Below are 24,121 nucleotides of genomic sequence, written 5' to 3'. Positions count from 1 at the left end.
TCATGTCATTCATCTTTTCCATTTCACCTTTTTCAAAGTCACCTTGCCCATGACCAACGAACCGCCTAAAGCGCCCCCGCTTTATCCGAAGAGCCATCTGTTGGCCGCCAGCGGCATCGCCGCCCTGCTCAGCCTGGCTTTGCTGGTATTTCCCTCCAGCGAAGTGGAAGCCAAGAAAACCACCCTCAACCTCGAGCTGGAAAGCCCTGCCGAGCAACTGAAAGACGAATCCCGCGCAGCGCCGCTGGTGCAGGCAGAAGGAGAGCAAGGCTCGCCGTTCGCCCAGATCGAGGACGCTGCCCCCGAAACCCAGAAGGCCGAACAGCAAACCCCCACCGCCGAACCCGTCGCAGAAGCCGCCAAGGAACCTGGCCACCGCGAGGTTACCGTGGCCCGTGGCGATACTCTGTCCACGCTGTTCGCCAAGGTTGGGCTGCCGGCCAATGCCGTGCATGACGTGCTGGCAAGTAACAAGCAGGCCAAGCAGTTCAGCCAGCTCAAGCACGGTCAAGTGCTGCAGTTCGAACTCGACAAGGATGGCCAACTGGCCAGCCTGCACAGCAAGGTCAGCAACCTCGAAACCATTCGCCTGACCAAGACCGCCAAGGGCTATGCCTTCAACCGTGAAATCAGCAAGCCGGTGGTGCGTACCGCCTACGCCCACGGTGTGATCAAGAGCTCGCTGTCGGCCTCGGCCCAGCGTGCCGGCCTGTCCCACAGCATGACCATGGACATGGCTCGCGTATTGGGCTACGACATCGACTTTGCCCAGGATATTCGCCCAGGCGACGAGTTCGACGTGGTCTACGAGCAGAAGGTGATGGACGGCAAGGTCGTCGGCACCGGCAACATCCTGTCCGCCCGCTTTACCAACCGCGGCAAAACCTACACCGCCGTGCGTTATACCAACAAGCAGGGCAACAGTACCTACTACACCGCAGACGGCAACAGCCTGCGCAAGGCCTTCATCCGTACCCCGGTCGACTTCGCTCGCATCAGCTCGCGCTTTTCCGCTGGCCGCAAGCATCCAATCCTGAACAAGATTCGCGCCCACAAAGGCGTTGACTACGCTGCCCCGCGCGGTACGCCGATCAAGGCTGCCGGTGACGGCCGCATCGAACTGGCCGGGCGCCGTGGTGGCTACGGCAATACCGTGATCATCCAACACGGCAACCGCTACAAGACGCTGTACGGCCATATGCAGGGCTTTGCCAAGGGCATCAAGACCGGCAGTTCGGTCAAGCAGGGCCAGATCATTGGCTACATCGGTACCACCGGCCTGTCCACCGGGCCGCACCTGCACTACGAGTTCCAGGTCAACGGTGTGCACGTCGACCCGCTGAGCCAGAAGGTACCAATGGCCGACCCGATCGCCAAGAACGAGCGCCAGCGCTTCCTGCAGCAGAGTCAGCCGCTGATCGCCCGCATGGATCAGGAAAAGGCCACTCTGCTCGCAGCGAACAAGCGCTAAACCATGGCGCTCTACCTGGGGGTAATGTCCGGCACCAGCCTCGATGGGCTGGACATCGCCTTGATCGAACAAAGCGAGCAGCTTGAACTGCTCGCCACCCTTTACCTGCCCATGCCCAGTGACCTGCGTCAGGAACTGCTTGCTCTGTGCAGCAGTGGCCCTGACGAGATCGCACGTGCGGCATTGGCAGAAAACCGCTGGGCCAGCCTGGCGGGCGATGGTATCCGCCAGTTGCTGGCCCGTCAGGGGCTCCAGGCCAGTGCCATTCGCGCTATCGGCAGCCACGGTCAGACCATCCGCCACGAACCCGCACGCGGGTTTACCGTGCAGATCGGCAACCCGGCGCTGCTCGCCGAGCTTACCGGTATCAGCGTGGTTGCCGACTTCCGGCGGCGTGATGTGGCTGCCAGTGGCCAAGGTGCGCCGCTGGTACCGGCGTTTCACGAAACCCTGTTCGGGCACCTGGGCCAGCGCCTGGCGATCCTGAACGTGGGCGGCTTCAGCAACCTGAGCCTGATCGAACAGGACAAGCCGGTTCACGGCTTCGACTGCGGCCCCGGTAACGTGCTGCTGGATGCCTGGATCGAACGCAAGCGCGGCCAGGCCTACGATGCCGACGGTGCCTGGGCGGCCTCGGGGGTGGTACAGGCTGGCTTGCTCAACGCATTGCTCGCCGACCCATTCTTCGCCGGTAGCGGCCCGAAAAGCACCGGCCGCGAGGTGTTCAACCTGCTTTGGCTGGATGGCCACCTGGCGCGCCTGCCCGCTTACCAGGACGAAGATGTACAGGCGACGTTGCTGGAGCTTACCGCTCGCAGCATCATCGACTCACTCGGCAGTGCCCAGCAGGGCACCGAAGCGTTGTTGGTGTGCGGGGGTGGCGCACGTAACGGCGCCCTGATGGCCCGCCTCGCCCAGCTGCTGCCCAGGGCCCGTGTCGCCAGCACCGGCGCCCATGGCGTAGATCCTGACTGGGTCGAGGCCATGGCCTTTGCCTGGCTGGCCCACTGCTGCCTGGAGGGCATCGCCGCCAACCGCCCCAGCGTCACTGCAGCCAAGGGCCTGCGGGTATTGGGCGCAATCTACCCGGCATAATCGCTACGCCAGACAGCAAAACGCCGCGCAATTGCGCGGCGTTTCGTTTTGGCCAGGCCTCAGATCGAGAACGACGACCCGCAACCACAGGTGGTGGCCGCATTCGGGTTCTTGATGACGAAGCGCGACCCTTCCAAGCCTTCCTGGTAGTCCACTTCGGCGCCGGCCAGGTACTGAAAGCTCATCGGGTCGACCACCAAGGAAACGCCCTCTCGCTCTACAATGGTGTCGTCTTCGGCCACGTCTTCATCGAAAGTGAAGCCGTACTGGAAGCCCGAGCAACCGCCACCGGTCACGAACACCCGCAGCTTCAGACGTTCATTACCTTCCTCATTGACCAGGTTCTTCACCTTCTGGGCTGCCCCATGGGTAAACTCCAGACCGGTAGGGGTGAAGGTTTCGACGCTCATGTTGATTCTCCCGGCGCGGTAGCCGCCATAAAACTCGATGACGCGCATTATCCGCTTTCCCGAGAAAATCGGTCAAGAATTGTGCGGCTTTAGTCGCGACATGCAAAAAGGCCCGCACGACGCGGGCCTTTTTCGAACGCAGGGTGATTAAGGCAGCAAGCCGGCATGGGACAGGCCCATGCGCTCATCCAGGCCGAACAGGATGTTGAGGTTCTGTACCGCCTGGCCAGAGGCCCCCTTGACCAGGTTGTCGATTACCGACAGCACCACCACCAGGTCACCACCCTGCGGGCGATGAACGGCAATGCGGCAGACGTTGGCGCCGCGCACGCTGCGTGTTTCCGGGTGACTGCCAGCGGGCATCACGTCGACGAACGGCTCGTCGGCATAACGCTTTTCGAATAACGCCTGGAGGTCGACCGACGTATCGACAACATTCGCGTACAGGGTGGCGTGGATACCCCGGATCATCGGCGTCAGGTGCGGCACGAAGGTAAGGCCGATGTCCTTGCCAGCAGCCAGGCGCAGGCCCTGGCTGATTTCAGGCAGATGACGGTGACCTTTCACTGCGTAGGCCTTCATGCTTTCGCCAGCCTCACAGAACAGCGAACCGACCGCAGCACCACGGCCAGCACCGCTGACACCCGACTTGCAATCAGCGATCAGGCGCGACGGGTCGGCCAGGCCCGCTTCCAGCAGCGGCAGGAAGCCCAACTGGGTTGCGGTCGGGTAGCAACCCGGCACCGCGATCAGGCGTGCCTGGCGGATCTTCTCGCGGTTGACTTCAGGCAGGCCGTACACCGCATCCTTGAGCAGTTCTGGCGCACCGTGCGGCTGGCCATACCACTTGCCCCACTCGGCGGCATCCTGCAGGCGGAAGTCGGCCGACAGGTCGATCACCTTCGTGCCAGCCGCCAGCAGTTCACCTGCCAGGGCGTGGGCAACACCATGCGGGGTAGCAAAGAACACCACATCGCAAGCAGCCAGGGCCTTGCTGTCGGGCACGCTGAAGGCCAGCCCGTCATAATGGCCGCGCAGGTTCGGGTACATGTCCGCCACCGCCACGCCCGCCTCGGAGCGCGAAGTGATGACCGCCACTTCGGCCTGTGGATGCTGTGCCAGCAGACGCAACAGTTCGACGCCGGTGTAACCCGTGCCGCCGACGATACCGACCTTGATCATAACGCTTGCCCCTTATCAACGAGCCGTCTGGAAAGCGCACGATAATAGGGGCGCAAGGCGCCTGTAACAACTCTTCGGGTGACCCTTCGGGCGCTTGACCACTACTATCTGACGACCGTGAATACCTGAAGGAACTCCCTCCATGCTTTACCTATGGATCAAAGCGCTGCACATCGTCAGCGTGGTCTGCTGGTTCGCCGGCCTGTTCTACCTGCCGCGGCTGTTCGTCTACCACGCCCAGAGCCAGGACAGCATCAGCCAGGAACGCTTCATCACCATGGAGCGTAAGCTGTACCGCGGCATCATGAACCCGGCGATGATCGCCACCTACGTGTTCGGTGCCTGGATGCTGTACCTCACCCCCGGCTGGCTGAGCCAAGGCTGGCTGCATGCCAAGCTGACCCTGGTGATCCTGCTGACCGGCTACCATCACGTATGCGGTGCCCAACGCAAACGCTTCGCCAGCGGCACCAATACCCGCAGCCACGTCTACTATCGCTGGTTCAACGAAGTGCCCGTGCTGTTCCTGCTGGGTATCGTAATTCTGGTGGTGGTCAAACCGTTCTGACATAGCCACCCGCTCAAGGAGCCTTGCCATGTCGTTACCTGCCTTGCTCGAACAACGCTTGCGCCTGCCTGTGGTCGCGGCGCCGATGTTCCTGATCTCCAACCCCAAACTGGTGCTGGCCTGCTGCGCCAGCGGTGTGGTCGGCAGTTTCCCGGCCCTTAACCAGCGCGACAGCGCCGGTTTCAAGGCCTGGCTGGAGGAGATCGAGGCGGGCCTGACGCAATTGCAGGCGCCAGCCCCCTATGCCGTCAACCTGATCGTGCACCCGACCAACCCACGCCTGCAGGCCGACCTGGCCTTGTGCGTAGAACATCGCGTGCCGATCGTCATCACCAGCCTGGGGGCGGTAAAGGAAGTGGTCGACGCCGTGCATGGCTATGGCGGCCTGGTGTTCCACGATGTCACCACTCGCCGCCATGCCGAGAAAGCCGCCGAAGCAGGTGTCGATGGCCTGATCGCCGTCGCCGCAGGTGCGGGTGGCCACGCCGGCACCTGGAGCCCGTTCGCCCTGGCAGCGGAAATTCGTCAGTTTTTCGACAAGACCCTGCTGCTGGCTGGTTGCATCAACCACGGCCACGAAATCCTCGCGGCACAATTGCTGGGCGCCGATCTGGCCTACATGGGCACGCGCTTCATCGCCACCGCAGAAAGCCACGCCCAGGATGCCTACAAGCAGATGCTGCTCGATGCCCATGCCGCCGACATCATCCACACCCCGGCAGTGTCCGGCATCCCTGCCAGCTTCCTGCGTTCGAGCCTGGAGCAGGCCGGCTATGACATGAATGCCCTCAAGAGCGGCCACGAGCAAGGCAAGCTCAAGCCGATCGACGACGAGGCTAAAGCCTGGAAGACCGTATGGTCGGCTGGCCAGGGCGTCGGCGAAATCCATGACCTGCCCAGCACCACTGAATTGATCGAACGGCTCCAAAAGGAGTACCGGGAAGCCTTGGAGCGCTGCCAGGTTCTGCGCATCCGCACCTTGTAGCAAAAGGCAACACCTTGCCCGGCCAAGCTGTACACTAGGCGCCCTCTTTAGCCCCCAGGAGCCTTGCATGACCCGTTACGCCATGATCACTGGTGCTTCCAGCGGCCTGGGCCTGGCCCTGGCGGAAGCGCTGGCACGGCGTGGGCGCAACCTGATCCTGGTAGCACGTCAGCGAGAAACACTGGAGCCTGTAGCCATCGAGCTTACCCAGCGCTTCGGGGTCGAGGTGCTGTTCCGCGCCTGCGACCTCAGCCAGCCGCTGCGCCTGTCTGGCTTCGTACTGGAACTGGAAGAAGGCGAACGGCGTATCGACCTGCTGGTCAACTGCGCGGGGTTACGCACCTACGGGCCGTTCCTGGCCCATGAGTGGGCCGACGAGCAAGACCTGCTGGAGGTCAACGTGCTGGCCCTGAGCCGCCTGTGCCACGCCATCGGCAACCTGATGGCCGTGCAGGGCGGCGGGCAGATCCTCAACGTCGCCGGCCTGGCCGGGATGGCACCCGGCCCGTGGATGGCAGCCTATGCCGCCAGCAAGGCGTATGTACTGAGTTTTTCCCAGGCGCTTCGCGAAGAGCTCAAGCGCACCGGCATCAAGGTCTCGGTACTGTGCCCCGGCCCAGTGCGTTCCGCGCGCCGGCGCATTGCGCGGCTCGACGGCAAACCGCGCTGCCTCAGCCCCGAGGAAGTAGCGCTGTACACCGTCCGCGCATTGGACAAGAACCGCGCGCTGATCATGCCCGGCCGGCGCAACCGCTGGCTGGCATTCGCCCCGCGCCTGCTGCCACGCTGGTTGGTGCGCAAGCTGGCCGGGGCCATCCACCGCCGCTATTGCCCGGTCGGCATGGAATAGCCACTGGGCGAGCGGCGCCCGGCTGAGTACACTCGGCCCGACCCTCACCATGGAGCAAGTGCTGTGGACGATCTATTCCTCAAAATCATCAACCGGGAAATCCCGGCGGATATCATCTACGAAGACGACCAGATCCTCGCCTTCAAGGACATTGCACCCGCGGCACCGGTACATTTTCTGGTCATCCCGAAAAAGCACATTCGTACGCTCAATGACCTGACCGAAGAAGACAAGGCCCTGGCTGGTCACATCCTCTTCACTGCCCAACGTCTAGCGGTCGAGCAAGGCTGCGAAGAGGGCTTCCGCGTGGTCATGAACTGCAACCCGAAAGGCGGCCAGACGGTCTACCACATCCATATGCACGTGCTTGGCCAGCGCCAGATGAACTGGCCACCGGGCTGATCCACGGCAAGCGACCCCGCTGCTATTGCGGTAAACTGTCGGGCACATTCTTGCGGAGGTGCCCGATGGCTACCGAACGTCACTACTCGCCGCTCGACCGCTTGTTGCTGCAGGCCGATACCGCCATGCGCACCTTGCTGCCCTTCAGCGGCCAACCCGCCCGCCCATCGCCGGCCATCATCCAGCCAGACGCCGACCTGGACGAGCAACAATCCCGCCACATTGCCGGGCTCATGCGCATCAACCACACCGGTGAAGTCTGCGCCCAAGCGCTGTACCAGGGCCAGGCACTGACCGCCAAGCTGCCCGAAGTGCGCAAGGCCATGGAGCATGCCGCCGAGGAAGAAATCGACCACCTGGCCTGGTGCGAACAGCGGATTCGCCAGCTGAACAGCCACCCGAGTGTGCTCAACCCTCTTTTCTATGGCATGTCGTTCGGCATCGGCGCACTCGCCGGGCTGGTCAGCGACAAGGTCAGCCTGGGCTTCGTCGCCGCCACCGAGCATCAAGTGTGCAAGCACCTCGACGAGCACCTGGAGCAGATCCCGCAGGAAGATGAAAAATCCCGGGCCATTCTCGAGCAGATGCGCATCGACGAAGAGCAGCACGCCGAGTCTGCACTGGAAGCCGGTGGTTATCGCTTCCCGGCTCCGGTCCGTTTTGGCATGAGCTTGCTGGCCAAGGTCATGACCAAGAGCACCTACCGCATCTGAAGGCATCACCATGACGGACCGTTTCGACGCCAAGGACCTGGCACGCGCAGTACACGCTGGCATTCTTCAACCGGGCCAGGACCAGACCTTGTTGGCATTCCTGCGCCAGCAACCGGCACCACGTGGCAGTTTTCAGCTGGCCCATGTTGCCTTCTACTTTGGCGCCATGTTGATCATGGCGGCCATGGGCTGGTTGCTCACCGAGGCCTGGATGAGCATCGGTGATGGCGCGCTGTTGATCATCGCCACCCTCTACATCCTGCTGATCACCCTGTTCGCCCTCAACCTGCAGCGCCGCGCCCAACCGGTAGCTGCCGGGGTACTGGCAGCAGTGGCGGTCAGCATCGTGCCGCTGGCAGTGTTCGCCATCGAACGCCTGGCAGGCTGGTGGCCACTGGACGACGCCCAGGCCAACTACCACCAGTACTACACCTACGTGCAAGGCGGCTGGCTGGCGATGGAAGCGGCCACGGTGCTGGCCGGGTTGCTGATGTTGCGGCTGATCCCCTACCCGTTTGTGGTCATGCCGATAGCCGTGGCCTTGTGGTTCATGTCGATGGACCTGAGCGAGTGGTTCTTCGGCTCGCCGTTCAGCTGGGAGCAGCGCCGGGAGGTTTCGCTGTGGTTCGGGTTGGCCTTGCTGGTGGTGTTCCTGGTGATAGACGGCCGCACGCGTGAGGACTACGCCCGCTGGGGCTACCTGGCCGGGCTGGCGGCATTCTGGGGCGGACTGACACTGGTGGACAGTGGCAGTGAGTTGGGCAAGGCCCTGTACTGCCTGATCAACATTGTGCTGATGGGCATGGCGGTGCTGCTGCGCCGGCCGGTGTTCATGGTGTTTGGTGCGCTGGGGGTGGCGGCTTACCTGGGGTACCTGTCGTACGAGGTGTTTGCCGAGTCGCTGCTGTTCCCGGTGGTGGTGACCTTGATCGGGCTGGGGGTTATCTGGCTGGGGCTGGTTTACCAGAAGCGGCGGGAGCGGTTGAGCCAAGTGATGCGAAGGTGGTTGCCGGGGTGGGTGCAAGCTGCACTGCCCGCGCTTCGGAGCTGATAGTGTCGGGGCCGCTCCTACAGGAAGTACGCGTTCCCCTGTAGGAGCGGCCTTGTGTCGCGATGGGCCGCGAAGCGGCCCCAAAATCTCAGCTTTAACCCAGTTCTACAATCTCGTAGCCATGGGTAATCTCAACCCCGGCACGCTCGAGCATGATCGAAGCCGAGCAGTACTTCTCTGCCGACAGCTCCACCGCCCGCTTGACCTGCGCTTCTTTCAGCCCACGCCCTTTCACCACGAAGTTCATGTGAATCTTGGTGAACACCTTCGGGTCTTCGCTGGCGCGTTCCGCCTCCAGGAACGCCTCGCAGCTTTCCACCGCCTGGCGCGACTTTTTCAGAATGCTCACCACGTCAAAACTGCTGCAACCACCCAGGCCCAGCAACAGCATTTCCATCGGGCGCACCCCCAGGTTGCGACCGCCGGCCTCGGGCGGGCCGTCCATCACGACGACATGGCCGCTCCCCGACTCGCCGAGAAACATTGCTTCACCGGCCCACTGGATACGTGCCTTCATCTACCCGGACTCCTGATTTTCGGAAAAGGGTGTCAGCTTAGACCTTGTGCGGCTGTGGGAAAAGCACGAGACGTGTCGGTTTAATACCGAAACATCCCGTAGTGTCTGATAAGCTGGCGCCAAATGACTGGCGCTTGCCGTCAGCCAACCTCTAAAAAAAGCCTATGCCTCGTATCGAACAGGATTTCGTGATGGTTGCCTCCGCCCTACCCGCCAAGATCAAGAACATCGACAAGTTGCTGGTGCACTGCCAGCGCCGCCGCTACACCGCCAAAAGCAACATCATCTGCGCCGGCGACCGGGCCGAGACTCTGTCGTTCATCATCAAGGGTTCGGTCACCATCCTCATCGAGGACGATGACGGCCATGAAATGATCATCGCCTACCTTAACAATGGCGATTTCTTTGGCGAGCTGGGCCTGTTCGAGCCCGTCGAGGGCGAACAGCAGCGCAGTGCCTGGGTGCGCGCCAAAACCGAGTGCGAAGTGGCCGAAATCAGCTACGAGAAGTTTCGCGAACTGGCGCGCCAGGACCCAGAAATTCTCTACGCCCTGGGCAGCCAGATGGCCCAGCGCCTACGCAACACTACGCGCAAAGTCGGCGATTTGGCATTCTTCGACGTGACCGGTCGAGTAGCCCGTTGCCTGCTGGAACTGTGCAAGCAACCCGACGCCATGACCCATCCCGATGGCATGCAGATCAAGATTACCCGGCAGGAAATCGGCCGTATCGTCGGTTGCTCGCGGGAAATGGTCGGCCGCGTCCTCAAGGACCTCGAAGAGCGCAGCCTGGTACAGGTGAAAGGCAAGACCATGGTGGTCTACGGTACCCGCTAGTCCTTGGGCAGCTCGGCCAGCACCTTGGCGTAGGCCTGTGAAAGGCGCTCGAACCAGGGCACCGCGGGCGCCACTTCGTGCAAGGCAATGTGCGCATCGGCGCGGCAGCGTTGCTCCAGCTCGCAGCATTCGTTGAAGCGGTTGACCGCCGCCACCATCGACTCACGCTCGTTGTCCAGCAGCAGCGCACCGTGCACCAGCACCACCGGGCGCTTGCCCCCCAAACCCTGGCGCCAGCGCTGGGCGGTGCCCACCAGTTTGCGGCCATTGAGGTTGACGTTGTAGCGGCCATCGCAGAAGGCCCCGTCGATTTCCCCCACCGATGCTACCCCGCCCCACTCGCGCAGCACATCGCACAGCGGCAGGCACAGGCGCTCGTAGGCATTTTCGATGCGACCGTGGTCGCCTTCACTGCGCGGGGCGGCGTAGACCAGTGCAACGTTTACCGTCGAATGCGACTGCGGCACCGGCTCACCACCCGTTTCACGCAACAGTACCGGCCAGCCGGCAATTGCCAGCTCCGCGCAGGCGGCCTCGAAGTTGTCCAGCCGGCTCATGCGTCGAGGCATGACCAGAGCGTGATCGGTCGGCCGCCAGAACAGCACGCCACTCTCGCGTTCGCCACGGCAGACAGCGGCCAGCAGTTCCTGTTCGGCGTGCAGGCCTTGTTCGACGGTCAAGGCCAGGGGTTGATCGGTCATTGATCCACCTTTGATATTGTTGTTGATGGCCCTTTCGCGGGTAAACCCGCTCCCACGGGGATATCACAGGTCCTACAGGCGGTGAACATCCTGTGGGAGCGGGTTTACCCGCGAAAGGGCCATTACAGGCATACAAAAAAGCCGGCAAGAACGCCGGCTTCGTTTGATCAGTCCAATGGCTGTACAGTTTTCTTCACCTGTTCTGGGAAGAACAACCGCTGCAATTCCAGGCCAGGCTGCTCCGCTCGCATGAACGCCTCGCCGACCAGGAACGAGTAAACCTCGTTGATCGCCATCAGTTCCACGTCCGCTCGGTTGAGAATACCGCTCTCGGTAATCGCCAAGCGATCACGCGGAATGCGCGGCAGCAGGTCGAGGGTGGTTTCCAGGCTCACCTCAAAGGTGTGCAGGTTACGGTTGTTCACCCCAACCAGCGGCGTGTCGAGGGTTTTCAAGGCGCGCTCCAGCTCATCGCCATCGTGCACTTCCACTAGCACATCAAGGCCGACATCCTTGGCAGTGGCGGCCAGTTCGGCCATCTTTACGTCGTCCAGCGCCGACACGATCAGTAGCACGCAGTCCGCGCCCAAGGCCCGGGCTTCGACGATCTGGTAAGGGTCGACCATGAAGTCCTTGCGGATTACCGGCAAGGAAACTGCTGCGCGAGCCTGCTGCAGGTACACATCGGCACCCTGGAAGTAATCGACATCGGTCAGCACCGACAGGCAGGTAGCGCCACCCTTCTCGTAGCTGACCGCGATTTCCGCCGGCACAAAGTGCTCGCGGATCACGCCTTTGCTCGGCGAGGCCTTCTTGATTTCAGCAATCACCGCCGGCTGCTTGCGCTTGGCCTGCTCGATCAGCGCGTTGGCAAAGCCACGCGGAGCATCGGCGGCCTTGGCCAGGGCCTCCAGCTCGGCAAGGCTGACGCGCGCGCTGCGCTCGGCCACTTCCTGAAACTTGCGGGCAATGATCCTTTCCAGCACTGTCGGCACACTCATGCTTCGTTCTCCACCTTGAATACTGCAGTAAAGGCACCCAGTTCCTGCAGCTTCTCCCAGGCCAGCCCGGTGTGCAGTACGTCGTGGGCCAGCTCCACACCTTGAGCCAGGGTCATTGCATGATCGGCGGCATACAGTGCCGCGCCCGCATTGAGCACGATCATTTCCGCAGCCTTCTGGCCGTTTTCGGTCTTGCGGCGGCCCAACGCATCGCGGATCAGCTCCAGCGACGCCTGCGGGTTGTCGACGGCAAGGCCATGCAAACTCTGGCTCTTCATGCCGAGGTCTTCCGGTTCGACCCAGTATTCGGTGATTTCGTCGTTCTTCAGTTCAGCAACGAAGGTGGGTGCAGCCAGGCTGAACTCATCCAGGCCGTCCTTCGAGTGCACCACCAACACATGCTTGCTACCCAGACGCTGCAGTACCTCGGCCAACGGGCGGCACAGGGCCTGGGCAAACACGCCGACCACCTGGTGCTTCACTCCGGCCGGATTCGTAAGCGGGCCGAGCATGTTGAACAGGGTGCGCAACCCCAGCTCGCGACGCGGGCCAGCGGCATGCTTCATCGCCGAGTGATGGCTTTGCGCGAACATTCACACCGCCATCGACAGCGGTACACCCTGCAGCCATTCCGGGTGGTAGCGCAACAGCATCTCCAGGCCGCGCTCCTGGTAGGCCGGGAAGCTGATCGCGACCAGCGTCTCGCCCTTGACCTTCTGCGGCGGGCCGAGGCGCTGGAGGATCACGCCGTTGCGAACGAAATAGCGCTCCATGGCCGTGGTGGTCACCGCCACCACCGAACTGGCCCCCAGGTACCAGCCGCATTGCAGGCTGGACCAGAATATCTTCATCGCCAGCTGCGGATCGTCCGCCGCGCTGGCGGCGTAGCGCGAAAGCTCCCAGACCGACGGATCGCTCGGCGGGGTTTCGCTGCACAGGTAGGCGAAGACGTCCTTGAGCAGGTAGGCGTCGGTCGTCGGCAGCAGGCGGGCGCAACCGCAGATGCCCTGGCGGCCCATGGCGACGATGTAGCGGGTTTGCGGATGGTCGAACTGGTCGAATTCCTGGTCGCGGACCCTGGAGGTGGAGACCACGTCCCAGCCCAGCTTCTCGATGAAGACTTGATGCCGGTAGCGTCCCAGCTCGGCGATCATGGCGGCGGAAAGCCCTTCCAGCGATTCAGAGAGCAATTCGATCATGAAGCCGATGCCCAGGCTGTCAATGCAGCGGGCCACTTGGGTTGGCGTCAGGTTCAGATAGATGCCGGCCGCTTCCAGCAAGTCGGCACTGCCGCTCTTGCCGGACACCGCGCGGTTACCGTGCTTGGCGACGGTGCAACCCGCCGCCGCCAGGACGAACGCGGAAGCAGTGGAGACGTTGAAGATATTGGCGCCATCGCCGCCGGTGCCGACGATGTCGACCACACCATCGAGGCTTTTGAGTTCAACCTTGTCGGCCAGCTCACGCATCACCGACACCGCACCGACAATCTCGTCGATGCTTTCACTTTTCATGCGCATACCCATCAGGAAGGCGCCGATCTGCGCCTCGCTGCATTGGCCGGTCATGATCTGGCGCATGACATCGCGCATTTCTTCGGTAGAGAGGTCCAGGTGGCCGACGATACGGGCCAACGCGCTCTTGATATCCATGTTCGATCCTTAGCGGCGGCCGCCGGTCTGCTTGAGGAAGTTGGCGAACAGCTCGTGGCCCTGCTCGGTCAAGATCGACTCGGGGTGGAACTGTACCCCTTCGATATTCAACGTTTTATGGCGCAGGCCCATGATCTCATCGACCGAACCGTCCTCATGGGCAGTCCAGGCGGTCACCTCCAGGCAGTCGGGCAAGGTCTCGCGCTTTACCACCAGCGAGTGATAACGGGTCACGGTCAGCGGGTTGTTAAGGCCGGCGAACACGCCCAGGTCGCGGTGATGTACCGGGCTGGTCTTGCCATGCATGACCTGGCGTGCACGTACCACGTCGCCGCCAAAAGCCTGGCCGATGGACTGGTGACCCAGGCATACGCCGAGGATCGGCAGCTTACCGGCAAAATGCAGGATAGCCTCGATGGACACGCCCGCCTCGCTTGGCGTGCACGGGCCTGGGGATACGACGATGCGCTCAGGGTTGAGGGCTTCGATCTGGGCGATGGTCATTTCGTCATTGCGAATGACCTTGACCTCGGCGCCCAGCTCGCCAAGGTACTGAACGACGTTGTAAGTGAATGAGTCGTAATTGTCGATCATCAGTAACATGGTGTTAAACCTCTTGAATCTACTGACTTCAGAATTCGAACCTTCCAGCACCAGCCACAGGCGCGGCTTTGCCACAAAGGGCGGTAAACGGGAAGGCAAACGGGGGCGGGCCGGACGGGCCGGCAGGGGATAAAGTCAGGCGCGCCAACGCCAACGGGCGTGGGCCTTGATTACGCGCATCAAGAGTTTGCTGACGATCAACACAGGATAGGTCTCGCTCATACGTCCCGGCACAGTAGCCTACCGGGGCGACGGGCGCAATATGCCCGTAAACACGGGGAAACGAATGGACTTGGGAGCGATGCACAGCGATTTGCTAAGGTCGATGGGGTTGTCCCAATAAAAACAAAGAAAAGGATGTTCCCTGATGCGAAAAGCCCCGTTATTGCGCTTTACTCTCGCTTCACTGGCCTTAGCTTGCAGCCAGGCATTCGCTGCCCCCTCGCCCTATTCCACCTTGATCGTGTTTGGTGACAGCCTCAGTGACGCCGGGCAGTTCGGCGGCATGCGCTTTACCAACCGCGATGCCGATGGCAATTATGCCCCCGTGTCGCCAATGATCCTGGGCGGACGGCTGGGGGTGAGCCCGATCGAGCTGGGTCCTTCTACCTCGCCTCTCAACCCGGCATTAGGGCTTCCCGACGGCAACAACTGGGCAGTCGGCGGCTACACGACCCAACAGATCCTGGACTCGATCACCAGCACATCCGAAACAGTCATCCCACCGGGGCGCACCGGCGCCGGGCAGGTACTGCGTGAAAAGCCGGGCTACCTGGCCAATGGCCTGCGTGCCGACCCCAACGCGCTGTACTACCTGACCGGCGGCGGCAATGACTTCCTGCAGGGCCTGGTCAACAGCCCGGCCGATGCCATCGCCGCTGGCGCCCGCCTGGCTGCCAGCGCCCAGGCCCTGCAACAAGGCGGCGCCCGCTACATCATGGTCTGGCTGCTGCCCGACCTCGGCCAAACACCGAACTTCAGTGGTACGCCACAACAAAACCCGCTGTCATTGCTGTCTGGCGCCCTCAACCAGTCGCTGCTCAGCCAACTGGGGCAGATCGATGCCGAGATCATCCCGCTGAACGTTCCCTTGCTGCTGAGCGAGGCATTGGCCAGCCCCAACCAGTTCGGCCTCGCCAGCGATCAGAACCTGGTCGGTACTTGCTACAGCGGCGAAGGTTGTGTGGCCAACCCGGTATATGGCATCACCGGCACCACCCCCGACCCAACCAAACTACTGTTCAACGACTCGGTGCACCCGACCATCGCGGGCCAGCAACTGATTGCCGACTACGCCTATTCGATCATTTCCGCACCTTGGGAGCTGACCCTGCTGCCAGAAATGGCCCATGCCAGCCTGCGCGCCCACCAGGATGAATTGCGCAACCAGTGGCAGACACCCTGGCAAGCCGTAGGTCAGTGGCAAGCCTTTGTCGCCACTGGCGCCCAGGACCTGGACTTCGACGGCCAGCACAGCGCGGCCAGCGGCGATGGACGTGGCTACAACCTGACTGTGGGCGGCAGCTATCGCCTGAACGACGCCTGGCGCGTGGGCCTCGCCGGTGGTGCATACCGACAGAAGCTGGAAGTCGGCGACCAAGACTCGGACTACAAACTGAACAGCTACCTGGCCAGTGCCTTTGCCCAATACCGCCAGGACCGCTGGTGGGCCGATGCCGCGCTGACCGCCGGGCACCTGGACTACAGTGACCTGAAACGCACCTTCGCCCTGGGCGTGAATGGCCGTAGCGAAAAGGGCGACACCGACGGCGAGGCCTGGGCGATGTCCGGGCGCCTGGGCTACAACCTGGCGGCCGACAGCAGCGACTGGCAGCTGGCACCCTTCATCAGTGCCGACTATGCGCGGGTGAAAGTGGATGGCTACGACGAGAAAAGCGGGCGCTCGACGGCACTGGGCTTCGATGACCAGGAACGCACGTCACGTCGGCTAGGCGTGGGGTTGCTGGGTAGTGTGCAGGTAATGCCAAGTACCCGGTTGTTCGCCGAGGTGGCGCAGGAACACGAGTTCGAGGACGACCAGCAGGATGTGACGATGCACCTGACCCGCTTGCCGGCCAATGACTTCACCCTGACCGGGTATACGCCACACAGCGACCTGACCCGAGCGAGCCTTGGGGTGAGCCATGAACTGGTGGCGGGGGTGCATGTGCGTGGGAACTACAACTGGCGCAAGAGTGATGAGTTGACGCAGCAGGGGGTGAGCCTGGGGGTGAGCGTGGACTTCTGAATGGATGGGGCCGCATTGCGGCCCCAATCCATTTATTTGGTCAACGTCTGCTCGGCCAGCGCCACCGCGCGGAACATCGCTCGGCGCTTGTTGATGGTTTCTTCCCATTCCAGCGCCGGTACCGAGTCGGCAACAATGCCACCACCGGCTTGCACATGCAGTTCACCGTCCTTGATCACGGCAGTACGGATGGCAATCGCGGTATCCATGTTGCCGTTCCAGGCAAAGTAGCCGACTGCACCACCGTAAACTCCACGCTTGACCGGCTCCAGTTCGTCGATGATTTCCATCGCGCGGATTTTCGGTGCACCCGACAGGGTGCCAGCCGGCAGGATCGCCCGCAGTGCATCCATCGCCGTCAGCCCTTCACGCAGTTGGCCGGTGACGTTGGAGACGATGTGCATCACGTTGGAATAACGCTCGATGACCATCTTCTCGGTCAGGCGCACGCTGCCGGTCGAAGACACACGGCCCACGTCGTTGCGGCCCAGGTCGATCAGCATCAAGTGCTCGGCAATTTCCTTGTCGTCCGACAGCAGGTCGTCTTCCAGGGCGCGGTCGGCCTCTTCGGTGGCGCCGCGCGGGCGGGTGCCGGCGATTGGGCGCACGGTGACCAGGTTGTCCTCGACACGTACCAGCACCTCGGGCGAGCTGCCGACCACATGGAAGTCACCGAAGTTGAAGAAGTACATGTACGGCGTCGGGTTGAAGCAGCGCAGCGCGCGGTACAGGTCGATAGGCGCAGCCTTGAAGTCGATCGACATGCGCTGTGACGGCACCACCTGCATGCAGTCACCGGCCAGAATATATTCCTTGATACGGCCGACCGCGTTCTCGTAATCCTCACGGGTATAGCTGGAGCGGAACTCCGGTTCGTCGACCTGTGGGCCGCTCAGGTCCAGGCCACGGCGCGGGGTGATCGGCTGACGCAGGGTTTCGAGCAAGCCTTGAAGGCGTGCCTGGCCCTGTTCGAAGGCCTGCTCCTCGGCCGGGTCAACCAGCACGATGGCGTGCATCTTGCCCGCCAGGTTGTCGAATACCACCACCGCGTCGGACACCATCAGCAGGATATCCGGCACGCCCAGCGGGTCCGGGTTGGGGCTGGCGCCCAGGCGCTTTTCCACATAACGCACGCAGTCGTAGCCGAAGTAGCCGACCAGGCCGCCGTTGAAACGCGGCAGGCCGGGAATGTCGGCAACCTTGTAGCGGTCCTTGAAGGTTTCAACGAACGCCAGCGGGTCTTCGACATCGTGGCTTTCCACTTCCACGCCATCCTGCAGGATGCTGACGTGGTAGCCATGCACACGCATCACCGTGCGCGACGGCAAGCCGATCATCGAGTAACGGCCCCACTTCTCGCCGCCCTGCACCGATTCGAGCAGGTACGAGTTGGGTTGGTCAGCCAGTTTCAGATAGATCGACAGCGGCGTGTCGAAGTCGGCCAGGGTTTCGCAGGCCAAAGGAATGCGGTTGTAGCCGGCAGCGGCCAGGCGCAGGAATTCTTCGCGGTTCATGAGTAGCCTCGTGGCAAGCAGCAGTAGGTCAGGCAAACGGACGGGCCGGCACGCGCCGGCAGGCAAAAGTCAGGCGCGCCAACGCCAACGGGCCAGGGCCTTGATGACTTTCATCCAGAATTTGCCGGTAACCACCACGGTGGGCTCTCTGTCTTGTGAGGCTTGAAGGTTCGCCAACGTTATCCCAGTGGCCGGGTCTGCGCAACCAGGCAGCAAAGCGCGCAGATCGTCGATCACCAGGTTGGGGGATTCGTCGTTGATCGGCCGGCCATGGTTGTAGCCGTAGGTCAGGCCCACGCATTGCACACCAGCTGCCTTGGCGGCCAGCACGTCACTGCGCGAATCGCCGACAAACAGCGACTGCTGCGGAGTAACACCGGCCATCTGCATGACGAACAGCAGCGCCGCCGGGTCGGGCTTCTTCTGCGGCAGGGTGTCACCGCCGATGATCCAGCGGAAGTAGTTGCCGATCTTCATCTGGTCCAGCAGCGGGCCAACGAAGCGCTCAGGCTTGTTGGTAATCAGCGCCATCTCCACACCCTGCTTGCGCAGCCAGCGCAGGGTGTCCCGCACGCCGGGGTAGACCACCGTCAGCTCATGGCTTTCGGCATAGGCGTCCATGAACAGCGCCAGCGCCTGCTCGGCCAGGGCGTCGTCCACTGTGGTGTGGTCGATGCCTCCGGCCAACGCCCGACGCACCAGCACCTGGGCACCATTGCCAACCCAGTGGCGCACGGCCTCAAGGCCTGCAGGCGGGCGCCCCAGTTCGAGCAGCATACGGTCCACGGCGGCGGCCAGGTCTGGCACGGAGTCGATCAGGGTACCGTCCAGATCGAACATCACCAGCCTCGGCAGCGTCCCCGGGAACAGCTGCTCGAAGCCACTCATGGGCGGGCCAGGGCCAGTTCGGCGCGCATCTTGGCGATGACTTCCTGGTAGTCCGGGGCGTTGAAGATCGCCGAGCCAGCCACGAAGGTGTCAGCGCCAGCGGCAGCGATCTCGCGGATGTTGTTGACGTTCACGCCGCCGTCGATTTCCAGGCGGATATCACGGCCACTGGCGTCGATCAGCGCACGCGCTTCGCGCAGTTTGTCGAGGGTGCCGGGGATGAACTTTTGCCCGCCAAAGCCTGGGTTGACGCTCATCAGCAACACCATGTCGATTTTGTCCATCACATACTTCAGGGCGTCCAGGCTGGTGGCCGGGTTGAACACCAGCCCAGCCTTGCAACCACCGTCCTTGATCAGTTGCAGCGAACGGTCGATGTGCTGTGTGGCTTCCGGGTGGAAGGTGATGTAGGTGGCGCCGGCTTCGATGAAGTCGCCGATGATACGGTCGACGGGGCTGACCATCAGGTGCACGTCGATCGGCGCGGTGACGCCGTACTTGCGCAGGGCGGTGCAAACCATCGGACCAATGGTCAGGTTGGGGACATAGTGGTTGTCCATGACATCGAAGTGAACGATGTCTGCACCCGCAGCCAATACCTTGTCGACGTCCTCACCCAGGCGGGCAAAATCGGCGGAGAGAATGGAGGGGGCAATAGCGTAGGGCTGCATGGCGCACCTGTTGGCAGAATCACGGTGGCGCGCATTGTAACTCAGGGAAACGGATAGAGGCTGATTGGTATCAATCCATGTCGACCAGCTGTTTCAACCTGTACCGGCCTCTTCGTGGCTAACGCCGCGAAGAGGCCGGTACAGGCACCTCCTCATCAGGCCGGCTGTTGGGTCCTCAGCTTCTCGCTGCGCCCACGCAGCCACTCCAGGGTCAGCAGCAACACCACCGAGAAAGCAATCAGCAAGGTTGCCGCCGCAGCAATGGTCGGGCTGAGGTTTTCGCGGATACCGCTGAACATCTGCCGCGGCAGGGTCGCCTGCTCCGGCCCGGCCAGAAACAGTGTTACCACCACTTCGTCAAACGAAGTGGCAAAGGCGAACAGCGCGCCCGAGATAACACCGGGTGCAATCAGTGGCAGGGTCACTCGGCGGAAGGTCAGCAGCGGCGAGGCACCCAGGCTGGCCGCCGCGCGCACCAGGTTGTAGTTGAAGCCCTGCAAGGTTGCCGACACGGTAATGATGACGAACGGCACACCCAGCACCGCATGCACCAGAATCAGCGAGGTAAAACTGTTGCCCATGCCCAGTGGGGCGAAGAACAGATAACTGGCGACCCCGATGATCACCACCGGGACCACCATTGGCGATATCACCAGCGCCATCACCAGCGACTTGCCGGGGAAGTCGCCACGGGTCAGCCCGATGGCCGCCAGGGTGCCGAACACCATGGCCAGCACCGTGGCCGCCGGGGCGACGATGATGCTGTTCTTCAACGCCCGCATCCACTCGGCCGAGCCGAAGAAGTCCTGATACCACTGCAGCGAGAAGCCCTGCAGCGGGTACACCAGGAAGCTGCCACTGTTGAACGACAGCGGCACGATCACCAGCACCGGCAAGATCAGGAACAGCAGGATCAAGCCACAAAGAATGCGCAGGCTATAGAACCAGACCCGTTCCACGGGCGACATGTATGGGCTCAGCATGACAGGCTCCTCAGCTCAGGCGCAGGCGGCTGGCGCCGACCAGCCAGCTATAGATCAAGTACAACAGCACAGTCGCCAGCAGCAGCAGCCCGCCCAGCGCGGTGGCCATGCCCCAGTTGATGCTGGTGTTGGTATAGAAAGCGACGAAGTAGCTGACCATCTGGTCGTTCGGGCTGCCGAGCAGCGCCGGGGTGATGTAGTAGCCGATGGCCAGGATGAACACCAGCAGGCACCCCGCGCCAACGCCGGCATAGGTCTGCGGGAAGTACACCCGCCAGAAGCTGGCGAACGGGTGGCACCCCAGCGAGATCGCCGCGCGCATATAGCTGGGCGAAATGCCCTTCATCACGCTGTACAGCGGCAGAATCATGAACGGCAGCAGAATGTGCACCATGGAGATGTACACACCGGTGCGGTTGAACACCAGTTCCAGCGGCTGGTCGATGATGCCCATGGCCATCAGCGCACTGTTGATCAGGCCGCCCGACTGCAGCAGCACGATCCACGCCGCCACCCGCACCAGGATCGAGGTCCAGAACGGCAGCAGTACCAAGATCATCAGCAGGTTGCTCTGGCGGGTCGGCAGGTTGGCCAACAGGTAGGCCAACGGATAGGCCAGCACAAGGCAGATGGCGGTAATCACCACACCCATCCACAGGGTGCGGGCGAAGATATCCAGGTAAATGGCCTGGTCCGGGGTGGCCTTGGCCAGTTCGCCAAGGTCGTCGATACGGTGGTCGACAGAGGCCAGCAGGTAAAAAGAAGTCACCGAACTGGTATTGCGGCGTATGGCCTGCCAGTAGGCCGGGTCGCCCCAACGCTCGTCAACGGCCTGCAAAGCGTCTTTGTAAGAGGCAGGCTCAGCCTTGAATGGCAGTGCCCGGGCTGTCTTGGTCAACAAGCTGCGGTAGCCAGCCAGCTCCATGTTCAAGCGCTTGGAAAGGTCGCCAAGGGTCTGGTTCTTGCGCGATTCGGCCAGGTCCTGGCTCAGTGCCTTGTACACATCCTCGCCCGGCAGGCTCTTGCCGTCCCACTGGGTGATGATGTCTACCGTGCGTGGCAAGCCACCGACCACTTCCGGGTTGCCGACGCTCTTGTACAGCAGCGCCGCGATCGGCACCAGGAACACCAGCAGAAGAAACAGCGCCAACGGCGCGATCAACGCCTGCGCCTTCCAGCGGTTGACCCGCTCGGCGTGTTTGAGGCGCTGCTTGAGACTTGGACCTGCGCCTTCTTTTAGGGGCACTGCAATGGCCATGGCGAACTCCGCGAAACAGGGAAACGGGGAGCGCGGACCCAGCGGCCAGCGCCCCTTTGATGCGCCTTACTTCTTCGCCGCCCAGGCGTTGAAGCGTTGCTCCAGCTGCTCGCTGTTGTCAGCCCAGAAGGCCACATCGATCTGCACCTGGTTGGCGATGTTTTCAGGCGTGGTCGGCATGTCCTTCTTCACGTCTTCCGACAGCAAGCTCACGGCCTTGGCGTTGGCCGGGCCGTAGGCGATGTTCTCGGAGTAGATCTTCTGCTGCTCGGGTTTGACGCTATAGGCAATGAATTTCTTGGCTTCTTCGGCGTTCTTGGCACCTTTAGGAATCGCCCAGGCATCAAAGTCGTAGATACCGCCGTTCCACACCACTTTGAGGTTGCTTTCCTTCTGCACAGCGGCAATACGGCCGTTGTAGGCAGAACTCATGACCACGTCACCGGAGGCCAGGAACTGCGGTGGCTGCGCGCCAGCTTCCCACCACTGGATGTTGGGCTTGAGTTCATCGAGCTTCTTGAAGGCGCGGTCCTGGCCTTCCTTGGTGGCCAGCACTTTGTAGACGTCCTTGGGCGCAACGCCATCGGCCATCAGTGCGAATTCCATCGTGTACTTGGCGCCCTTGCGCAGGCCACGCTTGCCCGGGAACTGCTTGGTGTCCCAGAAGTCGGCCCAGCTGGTGGGGGCGGTCTTGAGCTTGTCGGCGTTGTAGGCCATGACCGTGGACCATACGAAGAAGCCTACGCCGCAAGGCTGGATGGCCCCAGGTACATAGTCGGCGTCATCGCCGAACAGTGCCGGGTCGAGTTCTTCGAACATGCCCTCATCGCAACCGCGCGCCAACTCCGGCGACTCGACCTCTACCAGGTTCCACGACACGCTCTTGGTGTCGACCATCGCCTTGACCTTGGCCATTTCGCCGTTGTACTCGCCTGCGACGATCTTGCCATTACCCGCCTTTTCCCATGGCTCGTAGAACGCTTTGACCTGGGCAGCCTTGTTGGCGCCCCCGAACGAGATCACGGTGAGGTCCGCGGCCATGGCCTGGCCAGCGGCGAACAGCCCCAGGGCCAGGGCGGTCAGTTTCAACTGCTTGCGCATTATTATTCTCTCCACAGTACAGGGTTGGTGAAGCAATCCATCAATGGGCTTCGGCAATCGGATCGAGCGCGCGGGCGTGCTCCACCTCCCAGCCCAGCGGTACCACATCGCCCACGGCCAATGCCGGGTCGAGCTCGGCAATCGGCTGTTTCACGAAGAAGTCGCCCTTGCCGCAAACTTCCAGGCGCACCCGCACGTGGTCGCCCAGGTAAATGAACTCGGCCACCCGTCCAGAGAAGCGGTTGACGCAGCTTTCGCTGTGGCCGTTCAGGCGCACACGCTCCGGGCGAATCGACAGGGTTACCGGCTCGCCGGCCTGGCCGACGTTCACCGCCAGCGCCTCGACCCGTTCACCGCGCGGCAACTGCACCTGGCAGCGTTTGCCATCGCTGGCCAGCAGGGTGCCGTTGATGCGGTTGTTTTCGCCGATGAAGTTGGCGACGAAGGTATTGCAGGGCTCTTCATACAGCGTGCGCGGGTCGGCAATCTGCTGGATTTCGCCCTGGTGGAACACCGCCACGCGGTCGGACATGGTCAGCGCTTCGCCTTGGTCGTGGGTCACGTACACCACGGTCACACCCAGGCGCTGGTGAATATGCTTGATCTCCATCTGCATGTGTTCACGCAGCTGCTTGTCCAGCGCACCGAGCGGCTCGTCCATCAGCACCAGCTGCGGCTCGAACACCAGCGCCCGGGCCAGCGCCACTCGCTGCTGCTGGCCGCCGGACAGCTGGCCGGGGTAGCGCTTGGCGAAGGCATCGAGCTGGACCATGTTCAGCACGCGCTTGACCCGCTCGCTGATGTCGGTCTTGCTCAGATTGCGCACGGTCAGCGGAAAGGCCAGGTTCTCGGCCACGGTCATATGCGGGAACAGCGCGTAGTTCTGGAACACCATGCCGATATCGCGCTTGTGCGGCGGCACGTTGTTGATCGAGCGCCCGGCCAGCTGGATTTCACCGGCGGTGGGGGTTTCAAAACCGGCCAGCATCATCAGGCTGGTGGTTTTACCGGAGCCGGACGGGCCAAGCAGGGTAAGGAACTCGCCCTTGCGGATATCCAGGTTGAGGTCTTTGACGATCAGCGACTCGCCGTCGTAGCTCTTCTGCACACCACGGAAGCTGACCAGCGTTTCGCTGGTTGCAGCGTTCGACTTCGCCTCGCTCATGCCTGCACCTTCTTGTTGGATGACTGCGTAGGCAAAAGAGTAGAAGAGGCGCAAGCGCCCGAAAATCGGGGGTGCTGAGAGAATGCCATCATCCGGATGGAAGATTCGCTGTAGGGATTGCCCTACAAAGATGACGCTTTCAGGACACTGCCGCAGTCCTTGCCGGAGCGGCCTTGTGCCGCGAAAGGGCTACGAAGCCCCCCCACAATTCAAGCGAAAGCGCTGAAACAAAGGGGCCGCTATGCGGCCCTTTCGC

The 24,121-nt window shown here is 62.3% G+C and carries 24 protein-coding genes and 2 pseudogenes; 10 read left to right on the top strand and 16 right to left on the bottom strand.

Annotated features, from left to right (window positions below):
• The first annotated feature begins 49 nt into the window (after nt 1-49).
• Together ACNQP3_RS02235 and ACNQP3_RS02230 are read left to right on the top strand one after the other, a co-directional pair.
• On the top strand, nt 50-1,471 hold the full coding sequence (locus tag ACNQP3_RS02235) for a peptidoglycan DD-metalloendopeptidase family protein (protein ID WP_012270226.1): 1,422 nt from the start codon (nt 50-52) through the stop codon (nt 1,469-1,471).
• A gap of 3 nt (nt 1,472-1,474) precedes the next feature.
• Nucleotides 1,475-2,566, top strand: coding sequence for an anhydro-N-acetylmuramic acid kinase (locus ACNQP3_RS02230; protein ID WP_264316756.1), 1,092 nt, complete (start codon nt 1,475-1,477; stop codon nt 2,564-2,566).
• Nucleotides 2,567-2,625: 59 nt separating this feature from the next.
• Here the strand turns inward: ACNQP3_RS02230 and erpA are convergent, their stop codons facing one another.
• A complete protein-coding gene (erpA, locus tag ACNQP3_RS02225; RefSeq protein WP_003255511.1) occupies nt 2,626-2,976 on the bottom strand; it encodes an iron-sulfur cluster insertion protein ErpA in 351 nt (116 codons plus the stop codon).
• 147 nt (nt 2,977-3,123) lie between these two features.
• Nucleotides 3,124-4,158: an N-acetyl-gamma-glutamyl-phosphate reductase gene (gene argC, locus ACNQP3_RS02220; RefSeq protein ID WP_012270224.1), complete on the bottom strand. Its 1,035-nt coding sequence runs from the start codon at nt 4,156-4,158 to the stop codon at nt 3,124-3,126.
• Between the two features lie 142 nt (nt 4,159-4,300).
• On the opposite strand from argC, the gene hemJ reads away from it, so the two are divergent.
• The 6 genes from hemJ (at nt 4,301) to ACNQP3_RS02190 (ending at nt 8,727) form a co-directional block, all read left to right on the top strand.
• Complete coding sequence (hemJ, locus tag ACNQP3_RS02215) at nt 4,301-4,726, top strand: protoporphyrinogen oxidase HemJ (protein ID WP_012270223.1); 426 nt, start codon at nt 4,301-4,303, stop codon at nt 4,724-4,726.
• 28 nt (nt 4,727-4,754) lie between these two features.
• Nucleotides 4,755-5,711 carry an NAD(P)H-dependent flavin oxidoreductase gene (locus ACNQP3_RS02210; RefSeq protein ID WP_012270222.1) on the top strand — a complete coding sequence of 319 codons (957 nt, stop codon included), beginning with the start codon at nt 4,755-4,757 and terminating at the stop codon, nt 5,709-5,711.
• Between the two features lie 67 nt (nt 5,712-5,778).
• Nucleotides 5,779-6,561 (top strand): SDR family NAD(P)-dependent oxidoreductase, encoded by a 783-nt coding sequence (locus ACNQP3_RS02205; protein ID WP_060494469.1) that lies wholly within the window; start codon nt 5,779-5,781, stop codon nt 6,559-6,561.
• A gap of 63 nt (nt 6,562-6,624) precedes the next feature.
• Nucleotides 6,625-6,963: a histidine triad nucleotide-binding protein gene (locus ACNQP3_RS02200; RefSeq protein ID WP_003255518.1), complete on the top strand. Its 339-nt coding sequence runs from the start codon at nt 6,625-6,627 to the stop codon at nt 6,961-6,963.
• 65 nt (nt 6,964-7,028) lie between these two features.
• Nucleotides 7,029-7,676: a 2-polyprenyl-3-methyl-6-methoxy-1,4-benzoquinone monooxygenase gene (gene coq7 / locus ACNQP3_RS02195; protein WP_069943216.1), complete on the top strand. Its 648-nt coding sequence runs from the start codon at nt 7,029-7,031 to the stop codon at nt 7,674-7,676.
• 10 nt (nt 7,677-7,686) lie between these two features.
• Complete coding sequence (locus tag ACNQP3_RS02190) at nt 7,687-8,727, top strand: hypothetical protein (RefSeq protein ID WP_060515753.1); 1,041 nt, start codon at nt 7,687-7,689, stop codon at nt 8,725-8,727.
• Nucleotides 8,728-8,821: 94 nt separating this feature from the next.
• On the opposite strand, the gene ACNQP3_RS02185 is transcribed toward ACNQP3_RS02190, so the two are convergent.
• The gene (locus ACNQP3_RS02185; protein WP_004376171.1) at nt 8,822-9,244 is read right to left on the bottom strand and encodes an OsmC family protein; all 423 of its coding nucleotides are present in this window, start codon (nt 9,242-9,244) and stop codon (nt 8,822-8,824) included.
• 191 nt (nt 9,245-9,435) lie between these two features.
• Here ACNQP3_RS02185 and crp point away from each other — a divergent pair, with 191 nt between their 5' ends.
• A complete protein-coding gene (gene crp / locus ACNQP3_RS02180; protein WP_012270218.1) occupies nt 9,436-10,080 on the top strand; it encodes a cAMP-activated global transcriptional regulator CRP in 645 nt (214 codons plus the stop codon).
• Here the strand turns inward: crp and ACNQP3_RS02175 are convergent.
• The 6 genes and pseudogenes from ACNQP3_RS02175 to ACNQP3_RS02150 form a co-directional block, all read right to left on the bottom strand.
• The gene (locus ACNQP3_RS02175) at nt 10,077-10,781 is read right to left on the bottom strand and encodes a lipoate--protein ligase family protein (protein WP_264316755.1); all 705 of its coding nucleotides are present in this window, start codon (nt 10,779-10,781) and stop codon (nt 10,077-10,079) included. The genes crp and ACNQP3_RS02175 overlap by 4 nt on opposite strands.
• A gap of 167 nt (nt 10,782-10,948) precedes the next feature.
• Nucleotides 10,949-11,782, bottom strand: a complete 834-nt coding sequence (trpC, locus tag ACNQP3_RS02170; protein ID WP_012270216.1) for an indole-3-glycerol phosphate synthase TrpC — start codon at nt 11,780-11,782, stop codon at nt 10,949-10,951.
• Nucleotides 11,779-12,375, bottom strand: a pseudogene (gene trpD, locus ACNQP3_RS02165) (anthranilate phosphoribosyltransferase); the annotation flags it as partial. The pseudogene trpD (ACNQP3_RS02165) and the gene trpC, both read right to left, overlap by 4 nt.
• Nucleotides 12,376-12,936 carry an acyl-homoserine-lactone synthase gene (gene rhlI, locus ACNQP3_RS02160; protein WP_416467489.1) on the bottom strand — a complete coding sequence of 187 codons (561 nt, stop codon included), beginning with the start codon at nt 12,934-12,936 and terminating at the stop codon, nt 12,376-12,378.
• Nucleotides 12,919-13,434 (bottom strand): annotated as a pseudogene (gene trpD, locus ACNQP3_RS02155) (anthranilate phosphoribosyltransferase); the annotation flags it as partial. The gene rhlI and the pseudogene trpD (ACNQP3_RS02155), both read right to left, overlap by 18 nt.
• Nucleotides 13,435-13,443: 9 nt before the next feature.
• Complete coding sequence (locus ACNQP3_RS02150) at nt 13,444-14,037, bottom strand: aminodeoxychorismate/anthranilate synthase component II (protein ID WP_012270214.1); 594 nt, start codon at nt 14,035-14,037, stop codon at nt 13,444-13,446.
• A 367-nt stretch (nt 14,038-14,404) separates the two neighbouring features.
• On the opposite strand from ACNQP3_RS02150, the gene estP reads away from it, so the two are divergent.
• On the top strand, nt 14,405-16,285 hold the full coding sequence (gene estP / locus ACNQP3_RS02145; RefSeq protein ID WP_264316754.1) for an esterase EstP: 1,881 nt from the start codon (nt 14,405-14,407) through the stop codon (nt 16,283-16,285).
• A gap of 32 nt (nt 16,286-16,317) precedes the next feature.
• Here estP and trpE read toward each other — a convergent pair whose 3' ends face one another.
• The 7 genes from trpE to ACNQP3_RS02110 form a co-directional block, all read right to left on the bottom strand.
• Nucleotides 16,318-17,799 carry an anthranilate synthase component I gene (trpE, locus tag ACNQP3_RS02140; RefSeq protein WP_012270212.1) on the bottom strand — a complete coding sequence of 494 codons (1,482 nt, stop codon included), beginning with the start codon at nt 17,797-17,799 and terminating at the stop codon, nt 16,318-16,320.
• 69 nt (nt 17,800-17,868) lie between these two features.
• The gene (locus tag ACNQP3_RS02135) at nt 17,869-18,687 is read right to left on the bottom strand and encodes a phosphoglycolate phosphatase (RefSeq protein WP_012270211.1); all 819 of its coding nucleotides are present in this window, start codon (nt 18,685-18,687) and stop codon (nt 17,869-17,871) included.
• On the bottom strand, nt 18,684-19,358 hold the full coding sequence (rpe, locus tag ACNQP3_RS02130) for a ribulose-phosphate 3-epimerase (RefSeq protein WP_003255539.1): 675 nt from the start codon (nt 19,356-19,358) through the stop codon (nt 18,684-18,686). Before rpe ends, ACNQP3_RS02135 begins: the two co-directional genes overlap by 4 nt.
• A gap of 155 nt (nt 19,359-19,513) precedes the next feature.
• Nucleotides 19,514-20,341 (bottom strand): ABC transporter permease, encoded by an 828-nt coding sequence (locus tag ACNQP3_RS02125; protein ID WP_003260880.1) that lies wholly within the window; start codon nt 20,339-20,341, stop codon nt 19,514-19,516.
• A 10-nt stretch (nt 20,342-20,351) separates the two neighbouring features.
• Nucleotides 20,352-21,599, bottom strand: coding sequence for an ABC transporter permease (locus tag ACNQP3_RS02120; RefSeq protein WP_012270210.1), 1,248 nt, complete (start codon nt 21,597-21,599; stop codon nt 20,352-20,354).
• Nucleotides 21,600-21,665: 66 nt separating this feature from the next.
• On the bottom strand, nt 21,666-22,700 hold the full coding sequence (locus ACNQP3_RS02115) for an ABC transporter substrate-binding protein (RefSeq protein ID WP_012270209.1): 1,035 nt from the start codon (nt 22,698-22,700) through the stop codon (nt 21,666-21,668).
• Between the two features lie 40 nt (nt 22,701-22,740).
• Complete coding sequence (locus ACNQP3_RS02110) at nt 22,741-23,865, bottom strand: ABC transporter ATP-binding protein (protein WP_012270208.1); 1,125 nt, start codon at nt 23,863-23,865, stop codon at nt 22,741-22,743.
• Between the last annotated feature and the right edge of the window lie 256 nt (nt 23,866-24,121).

It is taken from the genome of Pseudomonas sp. LFS074, assembly GCF_047978165.1.
Taxonomy (GTDB): domain Bacteria; phylum Pseudomonadota; class Gammaproteobacteria; order Pseudomonadales; family Pseudomonadaceae; genus Aquipseudomonas; species Aquipseudomonas putida_P.
This window is presented reverse-complemented; position numbering and strand designations above follow the sequence as displayed.